This window comes from Bacillus sp. FSL W8-0183, assembly GCF_038006825.1.
GTDB lineage: Bacteria > Bacillota > Bacilli > Bacillales > Bacillaceae > Bacillus > Bacillus altitudinis.
Map to the genome: position 1 here is coordinate 246,293 of NZ_JBBOVY010000001.1, position 26,980 is coordinate 273,272.

Genomic DNA, 26,980 nt, shown 5'->3' on the forward strand with positions numbered 1-26,980 from the left:
AGGAGAATGAAACCTTTTGGAACGAGGTTCGTATACATAAAGACCGGTGAAGGCAGAGGTTGAATATACTATGGAAACAATGATTAAAAAGAGAATTAAGCAAGTGAAAAAAGGCGACCAGAACGCATTTGCAGACATCGTAGACCTGTATAAAGACAAAATTTATCAGCTGTGCTATCGTATGCTTGGGAATGCACATGAAGCAGAAGATATTGCGCAGGAGGCGTTTATTCGTGCCTATGTGAATATTGAGAGCTTTGATGTGAATCGTAAGTTTTCCACGTGGCTGTACCGCATTGCAACCAACCTGACCATCGACCGTATTCGTAAAAAAAAGCCGGATTATTATTTAGATGCAGAGGTGGCAGGGACAGAAGGACTGAATATGTATTCTCAAATTGCGGCTGACGGCATTTTGCCAGAGGACGAGGTGGTGTCGCTTGAATTATCGAGCACCATTCAGCAAAAAATTTTAAGATTACCCGATAAATATCGCTCGGTCATCGTATTAAAGTATATTGATGAACTCTCGTTAAAAGAAATTAGTGAGATTCTGAATATACCAGTTGGTACGGTGAAAACGAGAATACACAGGGGTAGAGAGGCTCTCCGGAAACAGTTGAGAGACCTTTGAGTGAGGTGATTTTGATGAGCTGTCAGGAAAAAATCGTCCTGCTTATGCATCAGTATTTAGACGGGGATATAGAGCCCGAAGATGAAAAAGAATTAAAGAGCCATCTGCAATCGTGTGAGGAATGCCGTACTCATTTTCAACAAATTGAGAAATCCATCGCGCTCGTGCAGAGTACATCTCATATAGAAGCACCATCTGATTTCACTGCAAAGGTGATGGCAGGTCTTCCAAAGGAGAAAAAGCGTGTGTCGATTCAAAGATGGATCAAAGCTCATCCGCTAATGGTCGCCGCTGCCCTCTTTGTCATATTGATGGGAGGTAGTCTGTTTACTAGCTGGAATACGGATCATAATTTCAGTGTGTCAAAGCAGCCGAATCTCGTGGTTGAAAATGATACAGTGACGGTACCTAAAGGGGAAACCGTCAAAGGTGATGTCACTGTGAAAAATGGCAAGCTGATTGTAGAAGGCAAGGTTGATGGAAACGTAACAGTCGTTAATGGAGAACAGCTGACTGCTTCTGCCGGACAAGTCACTGGTCAAATCAATGAAATTAATGAAGTGTTTGATTGGGTTTGGTACAAAATGAAGTCTACAGCACAAGACGTGATGCGGGTCATTGGGCCAGAGGAACAAAAGTAAATCAAACAGTTTGAGAGCAGTCTCTAAGGGACTGCTCTTTTTCTATTGATGGACAGACTTGAATGCCAGCCAGATATGGCAACTATTTTCCTTGCTGAAACAAAATGTGGTATAATAGCCACGCTATGTACTTACACATAGGCTCTTTTTTTATAAAAAATGAATCGAACGAAGAATAACTGAAAATTCTGGAGGACGAGGAAATGGCTTTAGGGGATATTCCTTTTTTGCAGTACCTCGGTAATGCTGTTGATATTCTCGTTGTTTGGTATGTGATATATAAATTAATGATGGTCATCCGCGGAACAAAAGCGGTTCAGCTTTTAAAGGGAATTGTCGTCATTGTTCTCGTCAGGATGGGAAGTGCGTATCTCGGTCTTAACACACTTCAATGGCTGATGGATCAAGCGATTACGTGGGGGTTCCTTGCGATCATTATTATTTTTCAGCCAGAGCTAAGGAGAGCGCTTGAGCAGCTTGGGCGCGGCCGTTTCTTCTCTAGAAGCGGAACACCTGTAGAGGAACAGCAGCAGAAAACGATCGAGGCAATTACAAAAGCAATTAACTATATGGCAAAAAGAAGAATAGGCGCGCTGTTAACGATTGAGCGCGATACTGGAATGAATGATTACATAGAGACCGGAATTCCTTTAAATGCAAAGGTCAGTTCTGAGCTGCTGATTAATATCTTCATTCCGAATACACCGCTTCATGACGGCGCTGTGATTATGAAGCGTGATGAGATTGCAGCTGCGGCGTGTTATTTACCGCTGTCTGAAAGTCCTTTTATCTCTAAGGAGCTCGGTACACGTCACCGCGCGGCAGTTGGTATTAGTGAAGTAACGGACAGTTTAACCGTCATTGTCTCCGAGGAGACAGGCGGCATTAGTGTCGCAAGAAATGGTGATCTCCATCGAGAATTGACAGAAGAAGCGCTTGAAGAAATGCTGATTGCTGAGTTTAGTAAGAACAGCAAAGATGCTTCCTCGACCAAATGGTATTGGAGGGGCAAGAAAAATGGATAAGATTTTGAATAATCGCTGGGCCGTTAAGTTTCTTGCATTGGTCTTCGCTTTATTGCTGTATGGAGCAGTCAATTCAGCGCAAGCGCCCACGCCGAAAAAAATCGGTGAATCCTTTTTCCCAACATCGACAACAGACGAAGCAACCTTAACGGACATTCCTGTTAAAGCATATTATGACGACGAAAAGTATGTAGTCACTGGTGTGCCGCAGACAGTCAATGTCACGATTAAAGGATCAACTAGTGCTGTGAAAACAGCAAGACAAACGAAAAATTTTGAAATTTACGCAGATATGCAAAACCTTACGACAGGTACACATAAAGTCGAATTGAAGGCAAGAGATGTATCGAAAGGAATCACATTAACGATTAATCCGTCTGTGACGACTGTGACGATACAGGAAAAAACGACAGCTGAATTCCCTGTTGAAACGGAATTTTATAATCAAAATAAAATCAAAGACGGCTATTCACCGGAACAGCCTATTGTGAATCCGAAAAAGGTCACGGTCACTGGCTCGAAAGATGTGATCGACAAAATTTCTGTCATTAAAGCATTTGTGAACTTAGAGGATGTTGATCAGCAAATTGAGAAAGAAGCGAAGCTCACTGTGTATGATAGCAGCGGGAATGAGCTGCCAGTCGAAGTGAGTCCGTCTGTGGTAGATATTACGGTCCCGATTACGAGTCCAAGCAAGAAAGTTCCGTTTAAGATTGAGCGGACGGGCAGCTTGCCAGATGGGATCAGTATCTCAAGCATCGAGACAAGCCCAAGTGAGGTGACAGTCTACGGTTCTCAAAAGGTGCTGGATGCACTTGATTTTATTGACGGCGTTAAGCTCGACCTAAGCAAGATTAAAGATGATACAGAGATTGATGCCGACATTCCACTGCCAGATGGTGTGAAAAAGGTATCGCCTGAAACTGTTAAAATCAAAGTGAAGGTTGCAACAGCTGAAGAAAAAAAGATCGATAATGTCCCAATTTCTGTCGTGGGTCTGAGCAAGGATCTTAGCTCTGAATTTGTGAGTCCGTCTTCTGGGCGTCTCACACTAACAGCAAAAGGTTCAAAGAGTGCAATTGATAAACTAAAGGCTTCAGATATTGAAGCCTATATCAATGTCGGGGACTTAAACGAAGGAACACATGAGGTCAAAGTACAAGTGAATGGCCCTCAAAATGTGACATGGACATTATCTAGATCGAAGGTCAAAGTGAAACTGACTTCTACTGATACAGAAGATCAGCCGGCTTCTACGAATGATCGAAAAGATCAATCATCCAATGATGATCAGGAAGAGAAGAGTCAAAAGGAATCAACACAAGATAAAGCAAAAAAAGAATCAAGTCAAAGACAGCGGGTCAAAGAAGATAACAAAGAGGACGCAGCGTCCTCTTGAATGGTAAAAAAGGAGCGATTGAAACATGGGCAAGTATTTTGGAACTGATGGTGTAAGGGGTGTGGCTAATAGCGAATTAACGCCAGAGCTCGCATTTAAAATTGGGAGATTTGGCGGCTATGTGCTCACGAAGGATAAAGAACGTCCAAAGGTACTCGTTGGACGAGACACGCGTGTATCTGGTCATATGTTAGAAGGAGCACTCGTAGCAGGCTTACTTTCAATTGGGGCTGAAGTCATGCGTTTAGGTGTGATCTCAACACCTGGTGTGTCTTATTTAACGAAGGCAATGGATGCAGAAGCAGGTGTCATGATTTCAGCTTCGCATAACCCAGTTCAAGACAACGGAATTAAATTTTTCGGCGGTGACGGTTTTAAGCTGTCTGATGAACAGGAGAATGAAATCGAGCAGCTGATGGATCAGCCGGTCGATCAATTGCCACGCCCAGTTGGAGCGGATCTTGGAACAGTAAATGACTACTTTGAAGGCGGTCAGAAATACTTGCAATTCTTGAAACAGACAGCAGACGAGGATTTCACAGGTATTCACGTAGCGCTTGACTGTGCACATGGTGCAACCTCTTCTCTTGCAACACATTTATTTGCGGATTTAGATGCGGATGTGTCAACAATGGGAACATCACCAAACGGATTGAATATCAACGATGGCGTAGGTTCTACTCATCCAGAAGCACTTTCTGCTTTTGTGAAAGAAAAAGGAGCGGATATTGGTCTTGCGTTTGATGGTGATGGCGACCGCTTAATTGCAGTTGATGAAAAAGGTGATATTGTAGACGGCGATCAAATTATGTACATATGTGCACGTTATCTAAAGGGTGAAGGTCGATTAAAGGATGACACGGTCGTGTCAACGGTCATGAGTAACCTTGGTTTCTATAAAGCGCTTGAGAAGCAAGGCGTTAAGAGCATTCAAACCGCTGTTGGTGACCGCTATGTGGTCGAAGCGATGAAAAAGGATGGCTATAATGTCGGAGGCGAGCAGTCAGGCCACTTGATTTTCCTTGATTATAATACGACAGGTGACGGCATGCTTTCTGCGATCATGCTGGTGAATACACTAAAAGCAACAGGAAAAACATTGTCAGAGCTTGCAGCTGAAATGGAGAAATTCCCGCAACTTCTAGTGAATGTGAAGGTATCCGATAAGTATAAAGTGGAAGAAAATGAAAAAGTAAAAGCTGTGATCCAAGAGGTTGAAAAAGAGATGAACGGTGACGGACGTATCCTTGTGCGTCCATCAGGAACAGAGCCGCTTGTACGTGTCATGGCAGAGGCGAAAACAAAAGAGCTGTGTGATGAATACGTGGCTCGCATTACGGCTGTTGTCAAAGAAGAAATGGGTATTGAGTAATTGATGTAAAGCAAATCGCTAAGCAGCGGTTTGCTTTTTTTTTCGAATAAACGTCATAAGAAGAAAGTTTTATACGAATGATATAAGTGAGGGCAATTTGCTGCTTGCTTTCATACATAAGAGAGCACATCAAAGGTAGAACGTGACAAGCCTCATCGCATATAGTGTAGGGAGGTCTTACTTTCTAACATGATGGGGATCACCCGCTAAATTGTGATTGACGGAGGTCAGACCTTATAGTACAATCATCCTTGTGTTACTGGATTTTTATTCTAGCAGGAAAGGCAGGGTAGATGTTCAGCCACTCTTATAATTATAGCGCCCGAACTAAGCGATCGAACGAGACAGATGCTTAGTTGACGAGGATGGAGGTTATCGAATTTTTCGGCGGATGCCTCCCGGCTGATCAAATATAGAGATCACAGCCGTAAGTGTTTCTTTAAAGCAAAGAGGTGACTCTTTGTACAAAGGGAATACACATGATCTCCCAAATTAAACATGTAGAGAGGGACGAAGAAATGTCCCTTCTATTTTAGTAGGCTTTCTTTGTCCCTTTCACATGATCGGGAGGAAGAATATTTATGTGTGGAATCGTAGGTTATATTGGTCAGAATGATGCGAAGGAAATCTTATTAAAAGGTTTAGAGAAGCTTGAGTACCGTGGGTATGACTCAGCAGGTATCGCTGTGGCAAACGAAGATGGCGTGCATGTGTTCAAAGAAAAAGGACGTATCGCTGAACTTCGTGAAGTCGTTGATGCAAACGTGGCATCTTCAGCAGGAATTGGACATACACGCTGGGCAACACACGGTGTACCAAGCCATCTAAATGCGCATCCGCATCAAAGTGCTTCTGGCCGTTTTACGCTTGTTCATAACGGTGTCATCGAGAACTATGTACAATTGACACGCGAATATTTACAAGACGTCACACTAAAAAGCGACACAGATACAGAGGTTGTTGTTCAAGTCATCGAACAATTTGTGAACAGAGGTCTTGATACAGAGGAAGCTTTCCGTCAAACGCTTCTTCAACTAAAAGGCTCTTACGCAATTGCCCTTTTCGATAACGAAAACAAAGAAACAATCTATGTGGCGAAAAACAAAAGCCCATTATTGGTTGGTTTCGGTGAAGATTTCAACGTTGTGGCTTCTGACGCAATGGCGATGCTTCAAGTAACAAACGAATATGCGGAATTAATGGATAAAGAAATGGTCATTGTCACAAAAGACGAGGTTATCATCAAAAACCTTGACGGTGATATCATGACACGTCCTTCTTATATCGCTGAGCTGGATGCAAGCGACATTGAGAAAGGCACATATCCTCACTACATGTTAAAAGAAACGGATGAGCAGCCGCTTGTTATGCGCAAAATCATCCAAGAATATCAAGACGAAAACGGCAAGTTGTCAGTCGCTGGCGATATCGCAAGCGCAGTAGCAGAAGCAGACCGCATTTACATCGTGGCTTGTGGAACGAGCTACCATGCTGGACTTGTTGGTAAACAATACATTGAAGACTGGGCGAAAGTACCTGTAGAAGTCCATGTAGCAAGTGAATTCTCTTACAACATGCCGCTTCTATCGAAAAAGCCATTGTTCATCTTCCTTTCTCAATCTGGAGAGACTGCGGACAGCCGTGCTGTACTTGTTCAAGTCAAAGAGCTTGGTCATAAAGCATTAACGATCACAAACGTACCAGGATCTACACTTTCTCGTGAAGCGGACTTCACATTGCTTCTTCATGCAGGACCAGAAATCGCAGTGGCTTCAACAAAAGCCTACACAGCACAAATCGCTGTTCTTGCGATCCTTGCATCCGTTGCAGCTGAATTAAATGGTCAATCTCTTGACTTTGATCTTGTGAAAGAGCTTGGAATTGTAGCAAACGCAATGGAAGCCCTTGTCGATCAAAAGGATGAAATGGAACAAATCGCTCGTGATTTCTTCACAGTGACACGTAACGCATTCTTTATCGGAAGAGGACTTGATTACTATGTGTGCCTTGAAGGTTCACTAAAATTAAAAGAGATCTCTTACATCCAAGCAGAAGGCTTTGCTGGCGGAGAACTCAAACACGGCACGATTGCTTTAATTGAAGAAGGCACACCGGTCATTGCCCTTGCAACGCAAGAGCACGTGAACCTCAGCATTCGCGGTAACGTCAAAGAAGTCGTTGCACGTGGTGCAAACCCATGTGTCATCTCACTAAAAGGCCTAGAAGACGAAGGCGACCGTTTCGTCCTTCCAGCTGTACACCCAGCACTTGCACCACTTGCATCTGTTGTCCCATTACAGCTAATCGCTTACTACGCAGCCCTTCACCGCGGGTGTGATGTGGATAAACCACGTAACCTTGCGAAGAGTGTGACGGTGGAGTAGGTTTTAAATAAAATCGGTTTTTTGATACCCCTTTTAGATATAATTGTCTAAAAGGGTATTTTTGTGTCAATAGAACTAGCAGTTGAAAGATCTAAGCTGAACTTTGATTGATAGATACTATTTCCATGTTGCTATTATGATAAATATTCTTAGGGGGAAATATTATTTTTATTCGATACGTAAAAAAAGAAAAATGGGAATTGTTTTTTTCATAATTGGTTATATTGCATTGTTTGTCATTTCTTATTGTTTAATTGGTGGTCCTGTCTAGAGCGGAGGACCAATTGGTGTATTCCTTGGATTTTGTATCGTTCAATTTCTTAAATATAGAGCTTTCAAAAAAGATGAAAGAAATAATAAAGGCATATATCATCGTTTATAAGTTGTATTTTTAACACATTATACTAAGTGCATAATGAGGGAGCGTCCCCTTGAGAAAGCGTGACAGTTTAAATATTTAACGAAGAAAGAGAGCAGATACATGACCAAACCTAAAATCTACACAATGAGCTTCGCAAAAGTCTATCCTCTCTATATCGCAAAAGCAGAGAGAAAAGGTCGAACGAAGGCTGAGGTTGATACGATTATTTGTTGGTTAACGGGGTACAGTCCAGCAGAGTTACAGCAACAGTTGGACAAGCAGATAGACGTTGAAGCCTTTTTTGCTGAGGCTCCTGAGCTTCATCCTTCCCGCAGTTTAATCAAAGGAGTCATCTGTGGTGTACGGGTAGAGGACATTGAGGAAGAACCCATGAAAAATATTCGATATCTAGATAAGCTGATTGATGAGTTAGCGAAAGGAAAGGCGATGGAAAAGATTTTGCGAGATTCATCATGATCATCACAATCAAGCCCAGTGAATAACCTTCACTGGGCTTTTTTATATTTATAGACCATTCGATTGATAAAAATAAAATCCATTTGAACGAATTCTCTCTTCATGTCGTCAAAAGAAGTAATACCAAAACAAATTGGTTTTTGAAAAAGGAGTGGCGTGGATGGATATGAAGATGATTTTACCTCTTATTTTGCTACAAGCGATTTTAATGGTGATTGGTTTGTTTGATTTGCTGAAAAGAGATCCATCGAGGATTAGGGGAGAAGTGAAGTGGGTTTGGGCTTTGGTGATTGTGTTTGTGGCGAGTGCTGGTCCTATTGCGTATTTCATTTTTGGTCGTAAACAATCTTAGTAGGGGGGATTCGCTTGAATATGTTGGAGTGTCACGGGCTGACGAAATCGTATGGACGGCATGAAGTGTTAAAAGATGTTTCGTTTTCTGTAGGGGAGGTTGGATGTGTTGGCTTTTTAGGAGCCAATGGAGCGGGGAAGACAACGACGATCCGGATTTTGACGGGGCTGGCTCGTCCTACGTCTGGCGTTGTGAAGGTGGCAGGTTTTGATGTCGAAAAGGACATGGATCAAATCAGTCAGGTGATTGGGTACTGTCCGCAGCATCCTGCATTTTATCAGGATATGACGGGGCAGGAATGGATGCATTGGGTTGGCGGGTTATTTCATTTAGAGAAACACACCATTCGTTCCAAAACAGAGGAACTGTTGAAGCTTTGCCGTGTGTATGAGGCGAAGGATCGCGTTATTGGCAGCTATAGTGGAGGCATGAAGCAGAGGCTTGCCATTGCACAGGCACTGATCAATAGCCCGAAGGTTCTCATCTTGGATGGACCTGTATCTGCACTTGATCCCATGGGGAGAAAAGACGTCCTGACTTTGATTGAGCGTCTAAAGCATGAGATGCTGATCTTTATGTCGACCCATATTTTAGATGACATTGAAAGAGTGGCGGATCATATTATCATGATCAACAGCGGCGAAATTGAGATGTCCTCTTCGATGGAACAGCTCAAAGAAGACTATATCCAGCCGGTGATTGAGTTTCAATTAGAACAACAGAATCCGAGACTAGTGGCTTTGTTAAAAGAACGGGATTGGGTGGAGGATTGCATGGAGACAGGAGGCACTTATCAGGTACGAGTGAAAGATCAACAAATGGCATTGAGAGAGCTGCCGGGTCTCATCACTGAAGCTGGCGGTGTTCTTCTCCAATATCGACTATCTAAGCTAACGCTTGAAGATATTTTCATGAAGGTTGTGACGGCATGATGATGTTGAAAAAGGAATTTAGGGAGTTATTCACTAGTTATAAAATCTTATTTGTGCCGATCATTTTCACGATTTTAATGATTACGCAGCCTATTACGCTCAAAATGCTGCCGGATCTTTTATCGAAATCGGCTAATTTACCTGAAGGGTCTACATTTTATATACCAGAGCCTAGTGCTGGAGAAGCTTTAGCCAGTGCATTGAGTAAATTTGATTCGCTCGGCGTGTTTATCCTCATTATGATCGTGATGGGGACGATTGCTGGAGAGCGTGCCTCTGGTGTGACGGCCATGATTATGGTGAAGCCGATCAGTCGAATGAGTTATTATGTCTCGAAACTATGCGCCTATGCCTGTTTAACTTTGTTTAGTTTGATAGTGGCGGTGCTTGCTTCCGTATATTATGTGGACATTAAATTTGGGCATGTGGCTTGGGGCGATGTGTTAAAAGGAACGCTTTTGTATTATCCAAACCTACTGCTTATTGTGGTGTCAACCATTTGTGCATCGGCATTCTTTAAGCGCTCAGTGACTGCGGGCGGCGTTTCTCTTTTGTTCAACCTCATCCTGTTTACCGTTCCTTCGTTTTATGAGGACACATTAGGGAAGTTTGCACCTAAAGGCGTCACAAGTGCAGCTGAGGAGATGATTCATAGAGGGACTTATTCGGATCAGGCACTTACAAGCTTTCTAGGTGTATCGGTATTGATTGGTTTCTTTTTTCTCATCGGATGGTTTCTTTTTAGAAAAAAAGAATTATAGCATGGTGTACCCTTTGGATATGAAAATCTAAAGGGGTTTTTATATATTTAGTAAGTAAAAAATAAGACATAAATACATATTATCATGATTTAAATGTTGAAATAATATATACTTAGTATATAATTACTCCGTAAAGGGATGGGAGGAGTTTGCAGATGATTCAGATCAAGCATGTGAAGAAGGAGTTCATTCAAGGTCAGGAACGGACTGAGGTGCTGAGTGGCGTTGATTTGACGGTAGAAGAAGGGGAGTTTGTAGCGGTGATGGGACCGAGTGGTTCTGGAAAAAGTACATTACTTCAGCTGTTAGGCGGGCTTGATCTGCCTACTGATGGAGAGATTTTGATAGATGAGCATCAGTTAAGTGAGATGAATGAGAAAGAGAGAACGATTTTTCGCAGAAAACAGATTGGGTTTGTGTTTCAAAATTATCAGCTGCTGCCTACATTAACTGTCGAAGAAAATGTGGCGTTTCCGCTGCATGCAGATGGACGTTTAACAAAGGAGAATCAACAGACGGTTGTAGAGCTGTTAGAGGCTGTTGGCTTGAATGGACTTGGACGGAAACGGGCTAGTTTGCTGAGCGGCGGGCAGCAGCAGCGTGTAGCGATTGCAAGAGCTCTAGTCAATCAGCCGTCAGTGCTGTTAGCAGATGAGCCGACGGGGAACTTGGACCGGCATAGAGCGGAGGATATTTTGGCGTTAATGTGCAAGTTCAATCGAGAAAGCAAGCAGACGATTATTATGGTGACGCATGATATTTTCGCAGCGGGGTTTGCGGATCGAATCATCCTTTTTAAAGACGGTGTCATTGATCAAGTGATTTCTAGAAAGGATGATGATTATGCTCAGTATGTGGCGAATTTCATGGCGTAACATGCTTCAGCATAAAAAGCGGTTCGCCATTTCTGTCTTAGGCATCATGGTGGGGATCGCTTTTGTCACGTCGATGCTCATTGCTGATCGAACGACAAATGATGTGTTTCATTACTATGAGCAAATGTATGTCGCTGATGCAGATTATTGGGTGTTGAGTGATGATCATACATACGATGAGGAACAGATCTCCTCCATTTTAAAGCATCCTGATGTGACAGGATCATTATTAGCGCTGGATAAACAGACGTTTTTTGAGGTAGAAGGTGATCACTCTCTTAACCAACGGGCGGTGCGCATTACCGGGGTGCAAGATCAAACGAGCTCTTTACTGAAGCTGCCGGTGATTGAAGGGCGTTTGGATAATCAGGGGTTGGTCATTCCAGATGTTGTGGCGAAGCTGCTGAATAAAAAAGTGGGAGATACCATTCGTTTTTCTGATTTGGGCGAAGCGAAGGTATCTGCCATTGTGGAATATACACAGCTGCTTTCAAGTCCAAGTGACTGGGAGGGTGCAGAATCATCGAGCTTTCGTGTGATGGCGCCGCTTGATTTATTGAGAGACTGGACGGGAATGGATGATCAGCTTTCTTATATGAGATTTCAGACAAATGAAGGCGGGGAACAGCTCTTTCACTCTTTACAGAAAGAGTTCAAGGATGCCGATGTTTTTGTCCAGCCTGTGGTGGCGGATGACCGGCAAAGTAATGACATTGGCGGGTTGTACACGTTCTTTTACCTCATCGCAGGGCTGTCGATGTTTATGAGCGGTTTTATCGTGTTTAATATGATTTATACGAGTGTGATGGAACGAAAAAAAGAATTTGCGATCATGAAGAGCTTCGGTTATACACAGGGCTCTGTTTCTAAGCTGATGTTAATTGAGGTTTTGATCTTGGCATGTATTGGAACCGTCATTGGGGTGCCGATTGGCGTTTGGCTTGGGGATGTGTTCATGCAAACACTGCTTGGTGTGTTTGCTTTTGATATGGTGTATTCGTTAGATTGGCAAGTGCCTGTTGTAATAGCAGTGATCATTGGTATTGTGTTCCCTGTGCTGTTTTCGTTATTTCCGATCTATCATGCAGGGAAAACGTCTGTGCTGCTGACTTTAAAATCCACCACCCAAACTTCTGCACCGAAGAAACAATCGGTCATTAGAGCGGCGATAGGGATAGGCTTGCTTTCATTTGTATGGGTGGATCATCCGGCTGCTTATCTTGCCATTTTAGCCAGCATGGTTCTGTTATTCCCATTTTTCCTGCTCTTTTTGAACCGGTTGTTGGCGCCCCTTTTGAAGCTTGTTTTTGGCTATCCAGGTCATCTATCAGCGCAGCATGTCACGCAGCAACTGAATCGAAATGCTAATACGGCGGCGATTCTAGCTGTTGGGATTGCTGTGATCTTGCTTTTAAGTGCGGTCATTGAATCGGCTCCAGATGGCTACGAAAAAGAGATTCGTCAAACGTATGGAGGCGATCTCAGGGTTACTTCTGAAGCCCCATGGACGAAAGCGGATCAAGAAAAGCTGTCATCCTATGAGGCTGTTGAGCGGGTGGAACCGATGATGGAAGCGGCTCCTTTGACATGGGAAACGGCTGATGGAGAGAAAAGACAATTTTCTCTGATCGGCGTAGAGGAAAAGGGACCGTCTTTTATAGAAGATGACAATAAAGGCGATTTGTATCAACGATTATCAGAAACGCCTTCTATCGTGTTAGGAGAGCGTGCGTTTGATGAATGGGGTGGGCGTATTGGAGAGAGTGTGTATCTCAATGCACCTTCTGGCCGGCAGCAGTTACAAGTCATTGATGTGGTCAAGACTTCTCATCATTCAGGTTATGTGGCATTTGTCGATCAGACATTTTTACAAGAGGATTTAGGGTGGACACAGCCTCTTGATATCTTGCTTACGTTAAAAGACAAAGGTGCCGGCGAGTCTTTACGAGATCAGCTATGGGAAGACTTTGGGCAGCGGCTTTCAAAGGTGAAAACAGTAGAGGATGAGATTGAATCAACGACATCGGCTTTAACTGGTATGAACGAGTTAATTTCTATGATGCTCATTTTCATTATGGGGCTCGCGAGCATTGGAACAGCCAATACACTGCTGATGAATACGCTTGAACGTACATCTGAGATTGGCACCATGCGGGCGCTTGGGCTGACAAAGCAGCAGGTGAGAAAAATGATCGTCGGAGAAGGTGTGCTCATTGGGTTATCAGGTGTGATTGGCGGCATTTTATTTGGTGTGATTCTTCTATATGTCTCAAGCCAATCTGATTGGCTCGGTGGATTTGTTTCATTCCAATTGCCGCTTGTGCATCTACTGCTGGCAGTGATCGCAGGAATTGCACTCAGTTTAGCGGCTTCGTGGATTTCTAGTGCGACAGCGAGTAAAATAGAGATGATATCATCTCTCAAAGAAGGTTAAATCATATGTCAGTGAAATACGGAATTTTAACATCGCTCTGTCAGCAGCAACATCATGGATATGAATTAAAGCTAGAGCTAGAGTCATTGCTCGGAATAAAAGGAAAAATCAACCCGGGTCAAATCTACACGACGCTTGATCGGTTAATTCGTGATCAATTGGTGACAGCAGTGGGAATAGATGACCAAGATCGAAAGCTGTACGACGTGACGGAACAAGGCAGACAAGAGCTGGAATCATGGCTGTTGGCACCTGTTCCATATCATGCTGCAAAGGATGATTTTCACTTTAAATGGGGCTGTGCACGGAAAATCAGATTTCATCAAGAAAAACAAATGCTTCAGCAGCAGAAAGCCGTCATCATGAAAGATGTGATGGAACTCACGAAGCTGAAAACGGAATGTCTTGTGCAAGGTGATGAGAGTCGGTACTTATTGATTTCTGGCACGCTGCTTCATTTAGAGGCGGATTTGAATTGGATTCATCAAATTGAGCATCGGAGCGGAGCATCATTTTAGAGAGGTCTTTCTTTTGAAGAAAGGTCTTTTTTTTGGCTTCGTTCGGAGCATACGCAGATAGGAAGGGAAGAAAGTTTGGTATGATAGGTGTAAATTGATTGTATTTTCAGAAAAGGGGTTTGATCAATGAAAACATCACGTAATCCTGAGAACATTCACGCGCCAGTTGCACCGTACATCCATCAAATAGAGACAACAGGACCGCAGCGTTGGTTAACCTTATCAGGACAAGTGGGGATGGAAGTCGATGGGACTATCCCAGCGAGCCCGATGGAACAGCTCGAGCTAGCGTTAGAGAATGTAAAACGCAATGTAGAAGCGGCAGATATGAAAGTAGAAGATATAACAAAGCTTGTGTTTTATTTGGTAGGTGAGTTTGATGCTGAGAGTAGAAAACGAATCATGGGTCAGTTTTTAGGAGACCACCTGCCTTGTATGACGATGATTTATGTGGTGGCTTTGGCTTCACCTGCTTTAAAGGTCGAGGTGGATGCTTGGGCTTGTCGGGATATGGATTCGGTTTGAATTGGTTTATTTAATAGATAAAAGGTTGGGATGATTGATGCCCAATCTTTTTTGTTTTGTTATCTTTTAGTATTTTAAATGATTATAATTCTCTTACCCTTTTATACCTCATATGGTAATATTGTGGTAAATGATAAGTGGGTCTAATTACATTTACATTCCACCGTAAAAACACCATAGATCAGCATACATCACTCTAATAAAAGGGAGAGATTTGATGCCAGTTATGGAGGTTCAGAATGTAAGCAAACGATATAGCAATGGTGATGGGATAGAGGGTCTTTCATTTTCCATTGAAGCAGGGGAGGTTGTGGCGCTGCTTGGGCCTAATGGTGCGGGGAAGACGACAACCATTCGATGTTTAACAGGTCTCTATCAACCTGATCAAGGGGAAATACTCATAGAGGGATTTCCTCCTGGTCATTCCCATGTCCAAAAACAAGTAGCTCTTATTCCAGATCAGCCATATTTGTACCCAGATTTAACGGTTGCTGAACATGTTCAATTCCGTGCGAGGGGCTATCATAAAGGTTTAAAACAGATCAAAGAAAAGGTATTTGAGGCGTTGAAAGAAGTACATATCGAAATGAAGATGAACGAATTGTGCGGAAGGCTTTCAAGAGGTCAAAAACAGCGTGTCGTCTTAGCAGGGGCCATTGTGCAAGATGCCTCCCTTTTTATTTTAGATGAGCCGACCGTTGGGTTAGACATCCCTTCGAAACAATGGTTGTCAGATTGGCTGATACAGAAGAGCCTTCAAGGAGGTTCGGTTCTTGTGTCCACTCATAGTCTAGAGTTTGTTCTTGATACGGCTAGCAGGGTGATATTGATTCGAGATGGTGCCATCATGAAAAGTATCGCTGTTCCTAAGCGGCAGGAAGAACAAATGAAGTGGCGGGCAGAAGTCATTCAACTCCTAGGGGAGTGGTCTAGTGAATAACACACTTTCCCTTTTATGGATGAAATCCCAAAGGCGCTTGATCAGTAAAAATCAAGAAAAGAAAATGCCCTTTCTGATCTTGCTACTTATGATGGCTGCCATCGGTTTTCAGCTGAGCGCAGTCTCAAGTATGGGCGATTGGAATGCAAGTACAGCTGGATGGATCATTGTCGTTTTATTTGTTCTTTATACTGGCTTTGGCTTGTTTTCGAATAGGCTGCCTAGTCAGATGAACGATATCATGTGGTTGTATGGAAGTGGTGCTTCCTTATGGACAGTTGTGATGAGTGTATGGGTATATCACATTTTTTGGCGATGTGCTCTTCTCATTGTTTCTGCTGTGATGGCTGATATCCTCCTTCTTTGTTTAACGCAGCAGTACATTTTTCTACTTGGTAAATCACTCCTGTTAACAGCGCTGTTATGTATGATCGAAACATGGATGATTGCGGTATCTTGTGCAAGAACCATTCAAGTATATAAGCGAGTGCTCTTCATTGGTTTTATACTGATGTTTGGTTGTCTTTCATTGCTTATTATGAATCAATTGATATTGAAACAGTCGTCAATGATGGAGATATCTGCTTCTTTGATGTATCAAGTCGGACGCATGATAGAGGAGTTTTCATTCATTTCTGTATTGATATTACTTGGAGCGATGATTCTATCTTTCATGATGATGTACAGGTCGAGTCATCGTATAGAGATGATGGAGTCGTTAGTCAAAGAGGCGGCATTTTGGGAGGAATTTGAGGGGAAACAGGTTCATGCAAATCCAATAAGTCCAAAGAAAAGCAAGACGTGGTGGGGGCTTTCATCATTAACGGGCATCTGGGCTTTCCTTTGGCTAGAAATATTGATGATCAAAAAGTATGCTACCTTCCACCTGTTATCTACCATGCTGTTGATCGGTACTTACTATGTCGTCAGTTCTTATTTTTCAGATTGGTTGACTCTATTCTTTCTGGTCATTGGTGCATCTGTCCTGCTCAGTTCATATTACGCTGGGATTGTAAGACACGGGCAAACGGGAGTACTGTATCTTTTTCCAGGTGCTTTATATCAAAAGATTCTTCTATTGGAAGTGTTTCAAACCTTTTGGTTGTATGGTGTCTACTTGATTTCTCTTATCTTGTTAGAGATTCATGATGTATTGTATTGGGCCATTTATGGGGTAGGGGTTTATATTTGGTTTTTGACCATACGGCTCTTTGCCTTTACGCAGCCTTTGAGACGAGAAGCGAGTCTTTCTTTGGGCATCTATTATCGATCATTGCTCATCGGATCTGTCATAAGTGCTGCGGTCATCATTGGGATTCATCTGTTCACTAATGGCTGGTTTACAACGATGACATGTGTATTTGCTGGATGTGTATGTTATGTGATGTGTTATCGATGCCGTGGGACTCATTAAAAAGAGGAGTTGATTGTCATGAAACTAGAAGATAAGCTATCCCAATCGGTTCAACGTTTAGTCAATACCAATGAAGTAACGATCGTTCAAGCCATGGGGGAGTTAAGGAAATCAGGAAAAGAGGCAGTGCCAGTGCTTGTTGAAGCCTTAAAAGAAGAGGGTTCTTTGCGGAATATTGCAGCAGCGGTTCTTGGTGAATTTGGAGCAGATGCAGGGGACGCAGCAGAAGCTCTTGCCAAACTGTTAGAAAGTGAAGAAGAGGAGACAAGAATGGCGGCTGCGATCTCACTCATGAGAATTGGTCAGCCTAGTTTGCCATTTCTTCTGCCTTTGGCAAAACGCTATAAGGGTCCTACTTGTTTTTGGGCGTCGTGGTGTATCTCTTGGATTGACCCATCAAAAATCGAAAAAAATATGTACGAGTGCCTAAAACAGGAACAAGAGAATCCATCAGGAAATGTGGCCCCTTTTGCCGCAGAAGAGGCACTAGGAAAAATCATCGCTTTTCAATTAAAAGAAAAGGGGGATGAGTAGTGGAAACGCAAATACTTCTTAAATGGCCTGAGCACCTTCCTTGGATTCATTCTTCACATCAGCGGTGTTTACCTGAAGAACATACTCAGCTTCTTTATTTTTGGTCAGTTAACTGTCCGCATTGTGAAGAATTAACCGACCACATTCTACATAGTGTGGATCAGTTGAGTATCCATTTAACCTGTGTCCATGTTCCATATACGGAAGAAGAAAAATCGATAGAGGTTGTTTCGAAATATGCGGAGGAAAAGAATCTCATTGATCCCATTATGTGGGATCAAGATTATGAGATTGTCACAAAATATAAAATTCAAGGATTGCCAAGTTTTTGCCTCATAGATAAAGAGGGGCAATTAATTGATCGGAAAATGGGAGATACCGGCTGGGAAAAGATGTTGAAAAACTAGAAAAACGATCATAATTAGAGTTATGGAGGAGAGCGTTTTGTTTCAATCAAACCAAGAATTGAAAAAAACGGTGGTCTTTTATGCAGGTGTGGGAGCTGTTTTGCTGATTCTCATGATGTTGAAATGGCTGCCGATTTCTGCAGACTGGGAGTTGCCGTTGATTTTGTTTGGATTGGGGATTTTGTTTTATGTGAAGCGTGTGCTTTGGAAGGATGAAAAAGGTAAGGGCTAAAATGTTTAGCCCTTTTTTACGTAATCAAAGTTTCAACTTAAGTCAGTGCCTGAATTAGATTTAAATTATGTTGGTTTCTGAACAATGATCATTAGGTATGTTGATAGAAGTTTGCTCTGCTATTCCTTTTGAATACCAATCATAATAATTTTTTGAGGGCTCCTTCAATTGATACAAATATAATCTTCCTTATCCTTTGTAGATTTAGTACCACTTGGATACTAAATCTACTTTTTATAGGATTCTTAATTATTATCTCCAATATTAAGAAATATTTCTTCTAATGATGGCTCATCGACTTCTATTCTAAATACATCAATGTTTTTAGAAATAAAAAGCTTGTTGATTAATGGTATAGATGATTCATCTTCAATGGTTATTTGAGATGATAGTTCACTGATTTCACTTTTTATAGAAAGACTCTTAAGGTCTACTTTTAATGACTCAATCTGTGCAATTGAAGCAACACTATGCTTTATATAAACGGTCATATTCTTTTTGTATGCTGTTCTTAACTCTTTCATACTTCCTTTAATTTGAATGACACCTTTGTTCATAATAGCAACTTCATCACATAATTTCTCAACTTCATCTAAATTGTGTGAGGTTAGAAATACGGTAGTACCGTTTGTGGCGATTTCTTTAATAATAGAATGGATATTTAATACTGAATTTGCATCTACCCCTGAAGTCGGTTCATCTAAAAAAATTAAATCAGGTTTATTTAATAATGCTTGGGCGATCCCTAGTTTTTTTTTCATTCCAAATGAAAAATTTTTAGTCTTTAACTTAGCTGCATCTTTTAACTCAACTTTATCTAGAAGTTCAATTAAATCTTCTTGTTTTAAATCTAATTTCAATATTTGACTAAAGTATTTCAAATGATCTAGTGCGGTCATATTTTCATAGAATGTAGAATAGTCAGGGAGAACCCCTATTTTACCCCAGATTGATTTTTGTTGATTCTTTTTATAGCCCAATACTTCATAAAGTCCTTCAGTTGGTTCAATTATACCTGTAATCATATTTATAAATGTTGATTTACCGGCACCATTCTTTCCTAGAAAACCAAATATTGTGCCTTTATCGATTGATAAGTTCATTTTATCAACAACAATTTTATTTCCATATCTCTTTGTTAGATTGGTCGTTTTGAGTGCATACACTATAAATCCCTCTTTCTAAAAAGCATTAAACTTACGGTTAAAAACAAAATTGGGAAAAGGATGACTATATATGTAAAAGCAGTCTGCTCTTGAGTGAAATAATAATAGGGTGTGATATAACTAATCATTTTAATGATAATATTATTTGACCCAATGCTAATCATACCGATAACAGGTAAAATAATCGACAATGTAATACCTAGAAACATTGTAATAGAAGGGTTTGAAATGATAGTGGATAGTAATAGAGTTAACCCTAAGAAGTAAGAAATAAATACAATACATTGTATTAATTCTAGAAAATAAAAAGTGTTTGAAAACGGGATAATTAATATTAAGGAAATTGTTAAACATACAATCCAAAAAAGAAGATTACCTAAAAACTTTCCTAATAATATGTTATTTCTAGATGTTTTCGTCACTAAAAATCGAACAGTACGAGAGTATACCTCTTTATTGATTACATTATGGGCTAGACTGGTGACAAATAGTGGGGCAGCAATGAAAAGTAATACCATTAATCCACCCACATATGCATTATCACCTAGACCTAAAGATTTCAATTGGTCACTAAATTGGCTAAGGATTTTTGCCGTACCGGTTGTAATTCCAATTAGGACAATAATAATTAGGATAGAGCGTATACTTTTAAACAGTGCTTTGAATTCATTCAAACCAATTGCAAACATAGTTTCACCTCTTTTAGAATGACTGATCTGTCCCGTTTCTTGCTTTTTTATCTTTCACAATTATAGTAATTCCAGCAATTAGATACGCAATGCCGCCAAGTATGCCTAAAAAGATTGTTAATAAGGAGCCTAAAATAGAGGTAGTTATTAATAGAATACCGGCAGAGCGTGCTCTGTTTTTTAATAATATTAATGAAAAAATTCCTGCTAGTATGCACAATATCGTTATTGCAATCATATATAAAGAACCATTGGAAAGAATGTTAATTACTTGTTCCGGTGTGATATCTTGTACGTTTTCTTCATCAATAAAGTCTTGGATTAGTTTGTTAGTATCATTGTTATTTTTTGTTCCTTCATAAAACATAAAGCTCCCAATAAGTAAGGCAGTGAATAAAATAACACCTATAATAGTAAAAGTCTTTTCTAAAGTACGTTTCATGCTTAACCTCCACAAAATACAATTTATTGGTTAAATAACCTAAACTTACAATAACATATTTTGGATAGACTTTTCCACATAAATTTTAAAAAAGTTTAAAAAAAATAAACATTATTCATTTTTTTATTTATTTTTTGATTACATTTATTCTTTCTGTGTTATAATAATAAAAAAGCGGGGTGGCTGGTATATGGAGAAAGATATTCCAACATGGATTTTATCTGTAGATTCTGAGGACAGAGAATTTATAAGAAAATTTATACTTAGTTCAGGTTCATTAAAACAAATGGCAAAAGATTATGATGTTTCTTATCCAACAGTTAGAACCCGATTAGACAGAATCATTCAATTGATTAGATTAAATGAAACTTTAGAGCAAGAAACTCTAATTAAATATGTAAAGAAACTCGCGATTGAGGAAAAAATTAGTTTAGAAGTTGCCAAAAACATTATTGAAAAATATAAAGCAGAAAGGGATGAAGATTAAATGAATGAATTAATGTATTTTATTTTAGTAGTTGTCGTTTTCGCAGTTCAGTATTTCCTTTCAACAAGAAACAACCTTTTGTGGGGAGCTTTAATCCCGATCGTCTTTATCGCTGGAATGTCATGGTTTTATTTAGAAAATAAAGTAAGTAATAATATAGGTTTTCTTATTATCGCGCTAGTTGGATTAGCTCTTTTAATTGAAGAGTGGAACCGCGGTCGTAGAATGCTCCACAAAAAAAGAGTCAAAGAAATTGAAAAGATGAAAACACAAGACATCACTATAAAAAAATAATCACAAAAATTATGATTTTTAGGTTTTAAATGTTTGATTTTTGGCTATAATAAAACAATAGGGATAGAGTGTTTACACTATCCCTATTGGGCTAACGAACAACTAGCCATTGATGATGCTGTCAATTTTATCGCTGAACCATTGGAACGTTGCACCGTTCTTGATCCAGTTGATAACAGTTGATTTGTTAGCCCAAGCCCATTTAGCTGCTTTAGCGCCTAGTTGAGCAACAAGTCTTAAGAAAAGCTACCATTATTTCACCTCCACCAAACTACTTTAAAAGGTATTTCAGAATTAGCCGTTGATGATGCTGTCAATTTTATCACTGATCCATTGGAACGTTGCACCATTTTTGATCCAGTTGATAACAGTTGATTTGTTGTCCCAAGCCCATTTAGCTGCTTTAGTACCAAGTTGAGCAACAAGCCTCAAGAAAGCTACCATTCTTTTCACCCCCTGTTAATTTGTGTATTAAATATCAAATCAAAATAATCCTAAATAAAACAATTTTTCATATTTTTTCATATTTTACATTAAATTGAATTTTATGAACTATATTTTTCGGGTTTTTTATTGAATTTCATTTTCATGTAGTAAATAAGTCTTTGTTTTGTAGTGGGGCGAATAAAGTATATATAAAGATAATTATATTAGTTAAATGATGTATAAATTAAGTTTTGTTTTTAAGAGTATGATTATTTCACTAATCTTACTTGTCTTATTGTTAAGTACAATTTTAGATAGTTTATAACTTTTGGGGATTTTATACCCTCTTTTTACATATATGGGTTATTATATTGTATGGTTGTATTTATATTTTCCGAAGGAGCTGTCGTGTTGAAGGGATCTAGGGTTGAGTTTATTGATAGTTTACGTGGTTTTAGTTTATTAGGTATTTTGATTGTGAATATGCTTAATTTTCAATATGATTATGATTTTGAGAAGATGTTTGATCCGAGCATATGGGGACAGGAGTTTGGGGTATATGTGACGGAAATCTTGTTCCAGGGGTCATTTTATCCGATTTTCTCCTTTTTGTTTGGGTATTCTTTTATCAAACTGATTGAATCTACAAAGGCCAAGGGGCTGAATACGAATGCCATCGTCGTCCGCCGCGGCTTTGGTCTTATTGTGCTTGGGATGTTGCATTACATATTCATTTGGAATGGTGATATTCTCTTATATTATGGAGCATGTACGTTTTTCTTGATGATGTTTTTAAGCAGCCGGATCAAAACAATGCTGATTTGGTCAGGTGTGTTAGGTGCTTTGTCATTAGTGGTTTTACCATATCTGATGACCTTTGTTTATGGAAATGATGATTTGTTAACTGATGTGTATGCGAAGGGTGCATACGGTGATATTTTATTGAGCCGGGTGACGATTGAAGACGATATGATGATTGTGACCATTATTATGGCGATCGTGACCATTACGATGATGCCGATCTTGGGTTTTCTATTCGGTACGATCATGGTGGGGCCATTTGCACTGCTTGGCATGGCGATCGGGAAAAAAGGTCATTTGACAGAAGTAGATCGAGGCATGGCTTATCGTAAAGGCTGGGTTTGGATGATTATCATCGGGCTCGCTTTAAAATGTGCAACGTTCAGTGATGCTCCTTGGAGCGAAATGGTGTTGACGTTAGGAGCCTATGTCCTGACGATCGGTTATATTCAAGCTTTTATTGTCTTCTACTATTCAAATGCTGCACAAGGGTTGAAACGTCTGCTTGCAGGACTGGGTCGATTGTCTTTATCAAACTATTTGGCTCAATCTATTATTTGTACAACGATTTTCTATTCTTACGGACTTGGGTTATTCGGACAAATGGGCTCAATGTTTGGACTGCTACTTGCTGTTGGACTTTACACAGCTCAGCTGTTCATCAGCTATCTCTATTTGAAAAAGTGGAGAAGAGGGCCTGTGGAATGGCTTATGGGAAAATGGGTATATTGGAGATAAATTGATTTGTTGAGGAACCGTATGGCTGAAGAGCTGTGCGGTTTTTTAGTTGGATCGCATTCAAAAAAGTTAATAAAAGGAGTTGAATATTTTTTCAGTGTGTATATAATGTATATATAACGTATATACAATATTTCATTGCGAATACCAGTACAGAAAAAAGAGGTTTTTTATATGCAAATTACGATTTCTAACCATTCTAAGGAGCCTATCTATGAGCAGATTACGACGCAAATCAAATCGTTGATCTTAACGGGGGAGCTTGCAGAAGGTGCGGGACTGCCGTCTATCCGAAAGCTGGCGAAGGATTTACAAATCAGCGTCATCACAACAAAACGTGCATATGAAGAGTTAGAGAAGGCAGGATTTATTTATTCGATTGTCGGTAAGGGATCATTTGTTGCCGAGCAAAACCTAGAGGTCATGAGAGAGAAAAAATTGAAGGTGATTGAGGAACAGCTTGGAGCGGTTGTTACAAACGGCAAGGAATTAGGCTTATCTTTTGATGAATTGCAGCAGTTATTAAAGTTCTTGTATGAGGAGTGAGATGAGTGGAGCACGTGATTGAATTCAAAGGAGTATCAAAACGGTTCAAAGACTTTTCTGTGCAGAATCTTGATTTACAGGTCAAAAAGGGCTTTGTTACTGGGTTTATTGGAGAAAATGGAGCCGGTAAGTCGACCACGATTAAAATGATCATGAATTTGTTAAAACCAGATTCTGGTGAGGTTAAAATTTTTGGATTAGATTATCGCACCCATGAAAAAGAGATTAAGGAACGAATTGGCTTTGTTTACGATGCTAACGTTTTTTTCCCAGGATTGAATTTAAAAGACATCAAACGAATTGTGGCACCTGCCTATAAACGCTGGGATGATAGACTATTTTATCAATATATTGAACAGTTTGGTCTGCCGCTGAATAAAGCGATTAAAACATTTTCAAAAGGGATGCAGATGAAGGCATCGCTTGCGATTGCGCTGTCGCACCATGCAGAGCTGATTATCATGGATGAACCAACTGCTGGTTTAGATCCGGTATTTAGAAGAGAGCTGCTCGGCACGTTACAAGAATTGATGATTGATGGAAATCGAACGATTTTTTTCTCAACGCATATGACGACTGATTTAGATCGCATCGCGGATTATATTGCGTTTATACAAAATGGAAGGTTGGTCTTTCAACAGTCGATTCATGAGGTGGCGGAGAATTATGCGCTGGTGAAGGGGAGCCTGGATTTGCTGGATCGAGACACAGAAAAGGCGTTTATCCATATTCAGCGTACGGCAGCCGGATTTGAAGCATTAACAGATCGGATTGATGAGGTGAAACTTATTTTTGGGGATGCTGTTGTCATTGAACCGGCGTCGCTTGAGGATATCATGTTTTATTTGAAAGGCGGGGTTGCGCATGTTTCATTTAATTAAGCGTGATGTGATTTTGCAAAAGAAGCAGTTACTTATTTTTATTCCGTTTATCTTATTTTTCATTTTCATGGATGTCCATCCAGTATTAACGTTTCTAGTCGCTAGTGTCTTCATTCCATTTAACACATATGCTTATGATGAGAAGGCAGAAACGAATATTCTATTAAATTCCTTGCCCTATACACGTAAAGAAATTATCGCATCACGTTATCTTGGCGCCATTTTCTATATGAGTATTGCGATCGTGCTGACAAGTGCTGGATTATTTGTGTTTGGGAAGCTGTTTTCGCTGTCAGATATTGCGATTGGCAGCGGGTTGTTTTTATTGTTCGCAGCATGTACGTTTCCATTGTTTTATATCTTAAAGCCTGGTTATATCACAACGGCAGTGATCATTGGCTTTATCGTCTTATCTGCTATGGGACCGCCTGTTGTTCTCTATTTAGCAGAGCAATTCAGTGGGATCACTGATTTTATCATGAATTTATCGATCCCTATTGTATATACGGGGTCAACTGTACTGATTATGCTCATCTACTTGCTGTCTTGGGGACTTTCTACTGCGATTTACCAGAGGAAAGTGTTTTAAATCAGATGATCACATCATTTATAGAGAATCATTCATTTTGAGGTAGGCCTTTCAAAATGGATGATTCTTTTTTGCATCCGGTGAAATTGACATACAGAAGAAAAGAGGTTATTGTTAATTAACATAATGTTAATTATTTTTAACATATTGTTAAATAAATCATCCTTTAAGAAAGGAATTTGAAATGGAGATTAAAAATAGAATTAAGGTATTACGGGCAGAAAGAGACTGGACACAAAAGGATTTGGCAGAGAAGTTAGGTGTGACTCGTCAAACTGTGGCAGCGATTGAAAATGGTAAATATTCTTTGTCTTTAAAATTAGCATTTCAAATTGCTAGGACATTTGAAGTTGATTTGTATGACGTATTTCAAGAGGTCGACAAGGAGGAACAACAATGATAACGACGATCATACTTTATTCTCTCATTACCCTTTCTATTTTAAGCACGGCCTTTCAATTTAAGAAAAACCGTGAATATAAACATGATGAACGAGGTCAATTTATTTTAGCGAAAGCCGGAAGTTTTTCCATTATAGGTGTGGCTTTAGCCTATATATTGGTTGCTGTCGTTCAATCTTTGGTCCATCAATTCTCATCTCCAACAGAGTGGTTTTATATAGCAATTACGTTTATGTATGTATCAAGTGTTTGCGCAAATACAATCGGCATCATCTATTGTGAAAGAAAATATTAATTTTCATCGATGGATGTAAGCTAGAGTTCTTCATCATGAAGGGAAGAGAAAACCAATGAAAAAAATATTGAGAATCATGTTGATCTCCATAGGCACCATTATCACGGTCATGGTTGTTTTTCTAGCTACTGTTTATTTTGTAAACCTCATTAGTAATGAACGGGAGAAAGGGAAAATAGAAGCTTATGGGCAAAAGGTCTTGGTGGATGGGAAGCAGATGAATGTGCTCATTCAAGGCGATGGGAAAGAAACGATTGTCCTTCTACCAGGCTATGGAACTGCTTCACCCGTGCTGGATTTTGAACCGTTAGTCAAGGAGTTATCGCCATATTATAGAGTCGTAGTGATTGAACCGTTTGGTTATGGTTTAAGTGACGACACAGATAAAGTAAGGACAAGTCAAAACATTGTGGATGAGATTCATGAATGTTTGCAGAAACTCAACATTAAAAAATATACGCTGATGGGTCATTCGATTTCTGGCATTTATGGATTAGAATATGTGAATCAATACGAAAAAGAAGTCCAAGCCTTTGTTGGAATTGATAGTAGTTTTCCTAAGCAGGAGGATGCAGATGAATTGCCAGTCTCCAGCTTACAGCTGCTTCATCAATCCGGCTTTTACAGATTGATAGTGAAAATGAATCCAGATCAACTGGTGATGCCTAAAGTAGATGATCAAACGAAAGCTCAGATTAAAATGCTGACTTTCCGAAATTTCTTGGATGAAAGCCAAGCTAGTGAGGCAGAAAACTTTAGAAACAATTTTAAAAACGCTCAGCGCCTACATTTCCCTAAGAAGCTCCCTGTTGCTTTCTATCTAGCGGATCAAACGGAGAAAGAAACACCAAACTGGAAACCAATGCATGAAGAGCTGCTGAAAAATGTAGACCACGGAAAAGTCGTTACTTTCAAAGGTGGCCATTATTTGCATCATACGAAATCAAAAGAAATCGCAGATGATGTGAGGAAGTTTCTATCGAACAACGAGCGCTCACGTTAGCGTTT

At 40.1% G+C, this 26,980-nt stretch carries 32 protein-coding genes and 1 pseudogene; 28 read left to right on the top strand and 5 right to left on the bottom strand.

Annotated elements, in window-relative coordinates; all coding sequences use genetic code 11:
• The first annotated feature begins 70 nt into the window (after window positions 1-70).
• The 19 genes from sigW (at window position 71) to NSQ64_RS01585 (ending at window position 18,217) form a co-directional block, all read left to right on the top strand.
• Window positions 71-634, top strand: a complete 564-nt coding sequence (sigW, locus tag NSQ64_RS01495) for an RNA polymerase sigma factor SigW (protein WP_007498553.1) — start codon at window positions 71-73, stop codon at window positions 632-634.
• A gap of 14 nt (window positions 635-648) precedes the next feature.
• Entirely contained in the window at window positions 649-1,275 is a 627-nt protein-coding gene (rsiW, locus tag NSQ64_RS01500) for an anti-sigma-W factor RsiW (RefSeq protein ID WP_008344028.1), read from the top strand.
• A gap of 203 nt (window positions 1,276-1,478) precedes the next feature.
• Window positions 1,479-2,300, top strand: coding sequence for a diadenylate cyclase CdaA (gene cdaA / locus NSQ64_RS01505; protein WP_008344027.1), 822 nt, complete (start codon window positions 1,479-1,481; stop codon window positions 2,298-2,300).
• Window positions 2,293-3,699: a CdaR family protein gene (locus NSQ64_RS01510; RefSeq protein ID WP_341014682.1), complete on the top strand. Its 1,407-nt coding sequence runs from the start codon at window positions 2,293-2,295 to the stop codon at window positions 3,697-3,699. Before cdaA ends, NSQ64_RS01510 begins: the two co-directional genes overlap by 8 nt.
• A gap of 25 nt (window positions 3,700-3,724) precedes the next feature.
• Window positions 3,725-5,071: a phosphoglucosamine mutase gene (gene glmM / locus NSQ64_RS01515; protein ID WP_341014684.1), complete on the top strand. Its 1,347-nt coding sequence runs from the start codon at window positions 3,725-3,727 to the stop codon at window positions 5,069-5,071.
• Between the two features lie 581 nt (window positions 5,072-5,652).
• Window positions 5,653-7,455 (top strand): glutamine--fructose-6-phosphate transaminase (isomerizing), encoded by a 1,803-nt coding sequence (gene glmS, locus NSQ64_RS01520; protein WP_007498541.1) that lies wholly within the window; start codon window positions 5,653-5,655, stop codon window positions 7,453-7,455.
• 481 nt (window positions 7,456-7,936) lie between these two features.
• The gene (locus NSQ64_RS01525) at window positions 7,937-8,293 is read left to right on the top strand and encodes a DUF2200 domain-containing protein (RefSeq protein ID WP_341014687.1); all 357 of its coding nucleotides are present in this window, start codon (window positions 7,937-7,939) and stop codon (window positions 8,291-8,293) included.
• Between the two features lie 160 nt (window positions 8,294-8,453).
• A complete protein-coding gene (locus NSQ64_RS01530; RefSeq protein WP_003217265.1) occupies window positions 8,454-8,645 on the top strand; it encodes a PLD nuclease N-terminal domain-containing protein in 192 nt (63 codons plus the stop codon).
• 14 nt (window positions 8,646-8,659) lie between these two features.
• Window positions 8,660-9,577, top strand: coding sequence for an ABC transporter ATP-binding protein (locus NSQ64_RS01535; RefSeq protein ID WP_341014689.1), 918 nt, complete (start codon window positions 8,660-8,662; stop codon window positions 9,575-9,577).
• Window positions 9,574-10,338, top strand: coding sequence for an ABC transporter permease (locus tag NSQ64_RS01540; protein WP_341014690.1), 765 nt, complete (start codon window positions 9,574-9,576; stop codon window positions 10,336-10,338). The genes NSQ64_RS01535 and NSQ64_RS01540 overlap by 4 nt, the downstream gene beginning before the upstream one ends.
• Window positions 10,339-10,493: 155 nt before the next feature.
• Window positions 10,494-11,213: an ABC transporter ATP-binding protein gene (locus NSQ64_RS01545; RefSeq protein WP_341014693.1), complete on the top strand. Its 720-nt coding sequence runs from the start codon at window positions 10,494-10,496 to the stop codon at window positions 11,211-11,213.
• A complete protein-coding gene (locus NSQ64_RS01550) occupies window positions 11,182-13,647 on the top strand; it encodes an FtsX-like permease family protein (RefSeq protein WP_341014695.1) in 2,466 nt (821 codons plus the stop codon). The genes NSQ64_RS01545 and NSQ64_RS01550 overlap by 32 nt, the downstream gene beginning before the upstream one ends.
• A gap of 5 nt (window positions 13,648-13,652) precedes the next feature.
• The gene (locus tag NSQ64_RS01555) at window positions 13,653-14,165 is read left to right on the top strand and encodes a PadR family transcriptional regulator (RefSeq protein WP_341014698.1); all 513 of its coding nucleotides are present in this window, start codon (window positions 13,653-13,655) and stop codon (window positions 14,163-14,165) included.
• A 126-nt stretch (window positions 14,166-14,291) separates the two neighbouring features.
• Window positions 14,292-14,690 (top strand): RidA family protein, encoded by a 399-nt coding sequence (locus tag NSQ64_RS01560; RefSeq protein WP_340958678.1) that lies wholly within the window; start codon window positions 14,292-14,294, stop codon window positions 14,688-14,690.
• A gap of 217 nt (window positions 14,691-14,907) precedes the next feature.
• Window positions 14,908-15,630: an ABC transporter ATP-binding protein gene (locus tag NSQ64_RS01565; RefSeq protein WP_056703649.1), complete on the top strand. Its 723-nt coding sequence runs from the start codon at window positions 14,908-14,910 to the stop codon at window positions 15,628-15,630.
• A complete protein-coding gene (skfF, locus tag NSQ64_RS01570) occupies window positions 15,623-17,044 on the top strand; it encodes a sporulation killing factor system integral membrane protein (RefSeq protein WP_341014701.1) in 1,422 nt (473 codons plus the stop codon). The genes NSQ64_RS01565 and skfF overlap by 8 nt, the downstream gene beginning before the upstream one ends.
• An 18-nt stretch (window positions 17,045-17,062) precedes the next feature.
• Entirely contained in the window at window positions 17,063-17,578 is a 516-nt protein-coding gene (locus NSQ64_RS01575) for a HEAT repeat domain-containing protein (RefSeq protein WP_341014703.1), read from the top strand.
• Window positions 17,578-17,985 carry a TlpA family protein disulfide reductase gene (locus tag NSQ64_RS01580; RefSeq protein ID WP_341014705.1) on the top strand — a complete coding sequence of 136 codons (408 nt, stop codon included), beginning with the start codon at window positions 17,578-17,580 and terminating at the stop codon, window positions 17,983-17,985. Before NSQ64_RS01575 ends, NSQ64_RS01580 begins: the two co-directional genes overlap by 1 nt.
• Window positions 17,986-18,022: 37 nt before the next feature.
• The gene (locus NSQ64_RS01585; protein WP_017358887.1) at window positions 18,023-18,217 is read left to right on the top strand and encodes a hypothetical protein; all 195 of its coding nucleotides are present in this window, start codon (window positions 18,023-18,025) and stop codon (window positions 18,215-18,217) included.
• 245 nt (window positions 18,218-18,462) lie between these two features.
• Here the strand turns inward: NSQ64_RS01585 and NSQ64_RS01590 are convergent, their stop codons facing one another.
• The 3 genes from NSQ64_RS01590 to NSQ64_RS01600 are packed head-to-tail and all read right to left on the bottom strand — an operon-like array spanning window position 18,463 to window position 20,514.
• Window positions 18,463-19,383 (bottom strand): ABC transporter ATP-binding protein, encoded by a 921-nt coding sequence (locus NSQ64_RS01590; protein ID WP_017358890.1) that lies wholly within the window; start codon window positions 19,381-19,383, stop codon window positions 18,463-18,465.
• Window positions 19,383-20,072 carry an ABC transporter permease subunit gene (locus NSQ64_RS01595; protein ID WP_268382772.1) on the bottom strand — a complete coding sequence of 230 codons (690 nt, stop codon included), beginning with the start codon at window positions 20,070-20,072 and terminating at the stop codon, window positions 19,383-19,385. Before NSQ64_RS01595 ends, NSQ64_RS01590 begins: the two co-directional genes overlap by 1 nt.
• Before the next feature lie 13 nt (window positions 20,073-20,085).
• On the bottom strand, window positions 20,086-20,514 hold the full coding sequence (locus NSQ64_RS01600; RefSeq protein WP_268382770.1) for a DUF4064 domain-containing protein: 429 nt from the start codon (window positions 20,512-20,514) through the stop codon (window positions 20,086-20,088).
• Window positions 20,515-20,704: 190 nt separating this feature from the next.
• On the opposite strand from NSQ64_RS01600, the gene NSQ64_RS01605 reads away from it, so the two are divergent.
• Together NSQ64_RS01605 and NSQ64_RS01610 are read left to right on the top strand one after the other, a co-directional pair.
• Window positions 20,705-21,001, top strand: coding sequence for a DUF2089 family protein (locus tag NSQ64_RS01605; RefSeq protein WP_081123900.1), 297 nt, complete (start codon window positions 20,705-20,707; stop codon window positions 20,999-21,001).
• Window positions 21,002-21,295 (top strand): hypothetical protein, encoded by a 294-nt coding sequence (locus NSQ64_RS01610; protein ID WP_100325758.1) that lies wholly within the window; start codon window positions 21,002-21,004, stop codon window positions 21,293-21,295.
• A gap of 102 nt (window positions 21,296-21,397) precedes the next feature.
• Here the strand turns inward: NSQ64_RS01610 and NSQ64_RS01615 are convergent.
• Both NSQ64_RS01615 and NSQ64_RS01620 read right to left on the bottom strand, forming a co-directional pair.
• Window positions 21,398-21,526 (bottom strand): annotated as a pseudogene (locus tag NSQ64_RS01615) (aureocin A53 family class IId bacteriocin); the annotation flags it as partial.
• Between the two features lie 63 nt (window positions 21,527-21,589).
• Window positions 21,590-21,739, bottom strand: coding sequence for an aureocin A53 family class IId bacteriocin (locus NSQ64_RS01620; protein WP_035390638.1), 150 nt, complete (start codon window positions 21,737-21,739; stop codon window positions 21,590-21,592).
• A gap of 393 nt (window positions 21,740-22,132) precedes the next feature.
• Here NSQ64_RS01620 and NSQ64_RS01625 point away from each other — a divergent pair, with 393 nt between their 5' ends.
• The 7 genes from NSQ64_RS01625 (at window position 22,133) to NSQ64_RS01655 (ending at window position 26,975) form a co-directional block, all read left to right on the top strand.
• Window positions 22,133-23,260 carry a DUF418 domain-containing protein gene (locus NSQ64_RS01625; RefSeq protein WP_341014712.1) on the top strand — a complete coding sequence of 376 codons (1,128 nt, stop codon included), beginning with the start codon at window positions 22,133-22,135 and terminating at the stop codon, window positions 23,258-23,260.
• A 174-nt stretch (window positions 23,261-23,434) separates the two neighbouring features.
• Window positions 23,435-23,806, top strand: a complete 372-nt coding sequence (locus NSQ64_RS01630) for a GntR family transcriptional regulator (protein WP_008343911.1) — start codon at window positions 23,435-23,437, stop codon at window positions 23,804-23,806.
• Window positions 23,807-23,811: 5 nt separating this feature from the next.
• Window positions 23,812-24,687: an ABC transporter ATP-binding protein gene (locus NSQ64_RS01635; protein ID WP_024719131.1), complete on the top strand. Its 876-nt coding sequence runs from the start codon at window positions 23,812-23,814 to the stop codon at window positions 24,685-24,687.
• Window positions 24,671-25,276, top strand: a complete 606-nt coding sequence (locus NSQ64_RS01640; RefSeq protein ID WP_341014715.1) for an ABC-2 transporter permease — start codon at window positions 24,671-24,673, stop codon at window positions 25,274-25,276. The genes NSQ64_RS01635 and NSQ64_RS01640 overlap by 17 nt, the downstream gene beginning before the upstream one ends.
• Window positions 25,277-25,460: 184 nt before the next feature.
• Window positions 25,461-25,676: a helix-turn-helix transcriptional regulator gene (locus NSQ64_RS01645; RefSeq protein WP_012008754.1), complete on the top strand. Its 216-nt coding sequence runs from the start codon at window positions 25,461-25,463 to the stop codon at window positions 25,674-25,676.
• Window positions 25,673-25,972: a hypothetical protein gene (locus NSQ64_RS01650; RefSeq protein ID WP_008343907.1), complete on the top strand. Its 300-nt coding sequence runs from the start codon at window positions 25,673-25,675 to the stop codon at window positions 25,970-25,972. Before NSQ64_RS01645 ends, NSQ64_RS01650 begins: the two co-directional genes overlap by 4 nt.
• A 55-nt stretch (window positions 25,973-26,027) precedes the next feature.
• Window positions 26,028-26,975, top strand: a complete 948-nt coding sequence (locus NSQ64_RS01655) for an alpha/beta fold hydrolase (protein WP_341014717.1) — start codon at window positions 26,028-26,030, stop codon at window positions 26,973-26,975.
• Window positions 26,976-26,980 lie beyond the last annotated feature (5 nt).

What these genes read in the sequence shown, in the direction of transcription:
- NSQ64_RS01600 (WP_268382770.1), bottom strand. Translation starts at nt 20,514, where the DNA reads ATGAAACGTACTTTAGAAAAGACTTTTACTATTATAGGTGTTATTTTA.
- NSQ64_RS01650 (WP_008343907.1), top strand. Translation starts at nt 25,673, where the DNA reads ATGATAACGACGATCATACTTTATTCTCTCATTACCCTTTCTATTTTA.
- NSQ64_RS01555 (WP_341014698.1), top strand. Translation starts at nt 13,653, where the DNA reads ATGTCAGTGAAATACGGAATTTTAACATCGCTCTGTCAGCAGCAACAT.
- NSQ64_RS01605 (WP_081123900.1), top strand. Translation starts at nt 20,705, where the DNA reads ATGGAGAAAGATATTCCAACATGGATTTTATCTGTAGATTCTGAGGAC.
- NSQ64_RS01525 (WP_341014687.1), top strand. Translation starts at nt 7,937, where the DNA reads ATGACCAAACCTAAAATCTACACAATGAGCTTCGCAAAAGTCTATCCT.
- NSQ64_RS01510 (WP_341014682.1), top strand. Translation starts at nt 2,293, where the DNA reads ATGGATAAGATTTTGAATAATCGCTGGGCCGTTAAGTTTCTTGCATTG.
- cdaA (WP_008344027.1), top strand. Translation starts at nt 1,479, where the DNA reads ATGGCTTTAGGGGATATTCCTTTTTTGCAGTACCTCGGTAATGCTGTT.
- NSQ64_RS01655 (WP_341014717.1), top strand. Translation starts at nt 26,028, where the DNA reads ATGAAAAAAATATTGAGAATCATGTTGATCTCCATAGGCACCATTATC.
- NSQ64_RS01560 (WP_340958678.1), top strand. Translation starts at nt 14,292, where the DNA reads ATGAAAACATCACGTAATCCTGAGAACATTCACGCGCCAGTTGCACCG.
- NSQ64_RS01540 (WP_341014690.1), top strand. Translation starts at nt 9,574, where the DNA reads ATGATGATGTTGAAAAAGGAATTTAGGGAGTTATTCACTAGTTATAAA.
- NSQ64_RS01565 (WP_056703649.1), top strand. Translation starts at nt 14,908, where the DNA reads ATGCCAGTTATGGAGGTTCAGAATGTAAGCAAACGATATAGCAATGGT.
- NSQ64_RS01620 (WP_035390638.1), bottom strand. Translation starts at nt 21,739, where the DNA reads ATGGTAGCTTTCTTGAGGCTTGTTGCTCAACTTGGTACTAAAGCAGCT.
- NSQ64_RS01610 (WP_100325758.1), top strand. Translation starts at nt 21,002, where the DNA reads ATGAATGAATTAATGTATTTTATTTTAGTAGTTGTCGTTTTCGCAGTT.
- NSQ64_RS01530 (WP_003217265.1), top strand. Translation starts at nt 8,454, where the DNA reads ATGGATATGAAGATGATTTTACCTCTTATTTTGCTACAAGCGATTTTA.
- NSQ64_RS01630 (WP_008343911.1), top strand. Translation starts at nt 23,435, where the DNA reads ATGCAAATTACGATTTCTAACCATTCTAAGGAGCCTATCTATGAGCAG.
- sigW (WP_007498553.1), top strand. Translation starts at nt 71, where the DNA reads ATGGAAACAATGATTAAAAAGAGAATTAAGCAAGTGAAAAAAGGCGAC.
- NSQ64_RS01595 (WP_268382772.1), bottom strand. Translation starts at nt 20,072, where the DNA reads ATGTTTGCAATTGGTTTGAATGAATTCAAAGCACTGTTTAAAAGTATA.
- NSQ64_RS01575 (WP_341014703.1), top strand. Translation starts at nt 17,063, where the DNA reads ATGAAACTAGAAGATAAGCTATCCCAATCGGTTCAACGTTTAGTCAAT.
- glmS (WP_007498541.1), top strand. Translation starts at nt 5,653, where the DNA reads ATGTGTGGAATCGTAGGTTATATTGGTCAGAATGATGCGAAGGAAATC.
- NSQ64_RS01645 (WP_012008754.1), top strand. Translation starts at nt 25,461, where the DNA reads ATGGAGATTAAAAATAGAATTAAGGTATTACGGGCAGAAAGAGACTGG.
- NSQ64_RS01550 (WP_341014695.1), top strand. Translation starts at nt 11,182, where the DNA reads ATGCTCAGTATGTGGCGAATTTCATGGCGTAACATGCTTCAGCATAAA.
- rsiW (WP_008344028.1), top strand. Translation starts at nt 649, where the DNA reads ATGAGCTGTCAGGAAAAAATCGTCCTGCTTATGCATCAGTATTTAGAC.
- NSQ64_RS01640 (WP_341014715.1), top strand. Translation starts at nt 24,671, where the DNA reads ATGTTTCATTTAATTAAGCGTGATGTGATTTTGCAAAAGAAGCAGTTA.
- glmM (WP_341014684.1), top strand. Translation starts at nt 3,725, where the DNA reads ATGGGCAAGTATTTTGGAACTGATGGTGTAAGGGGTGTGGCTAATAGC.
- NSQ64_RS01545 (WP_341014693.1), top strand. Translation starts at nt 10,494, where the DNA reads ATGATTCAGATCAAGCATGTGAAGAAGGAGTTCATTCAAGGTCAGGAA.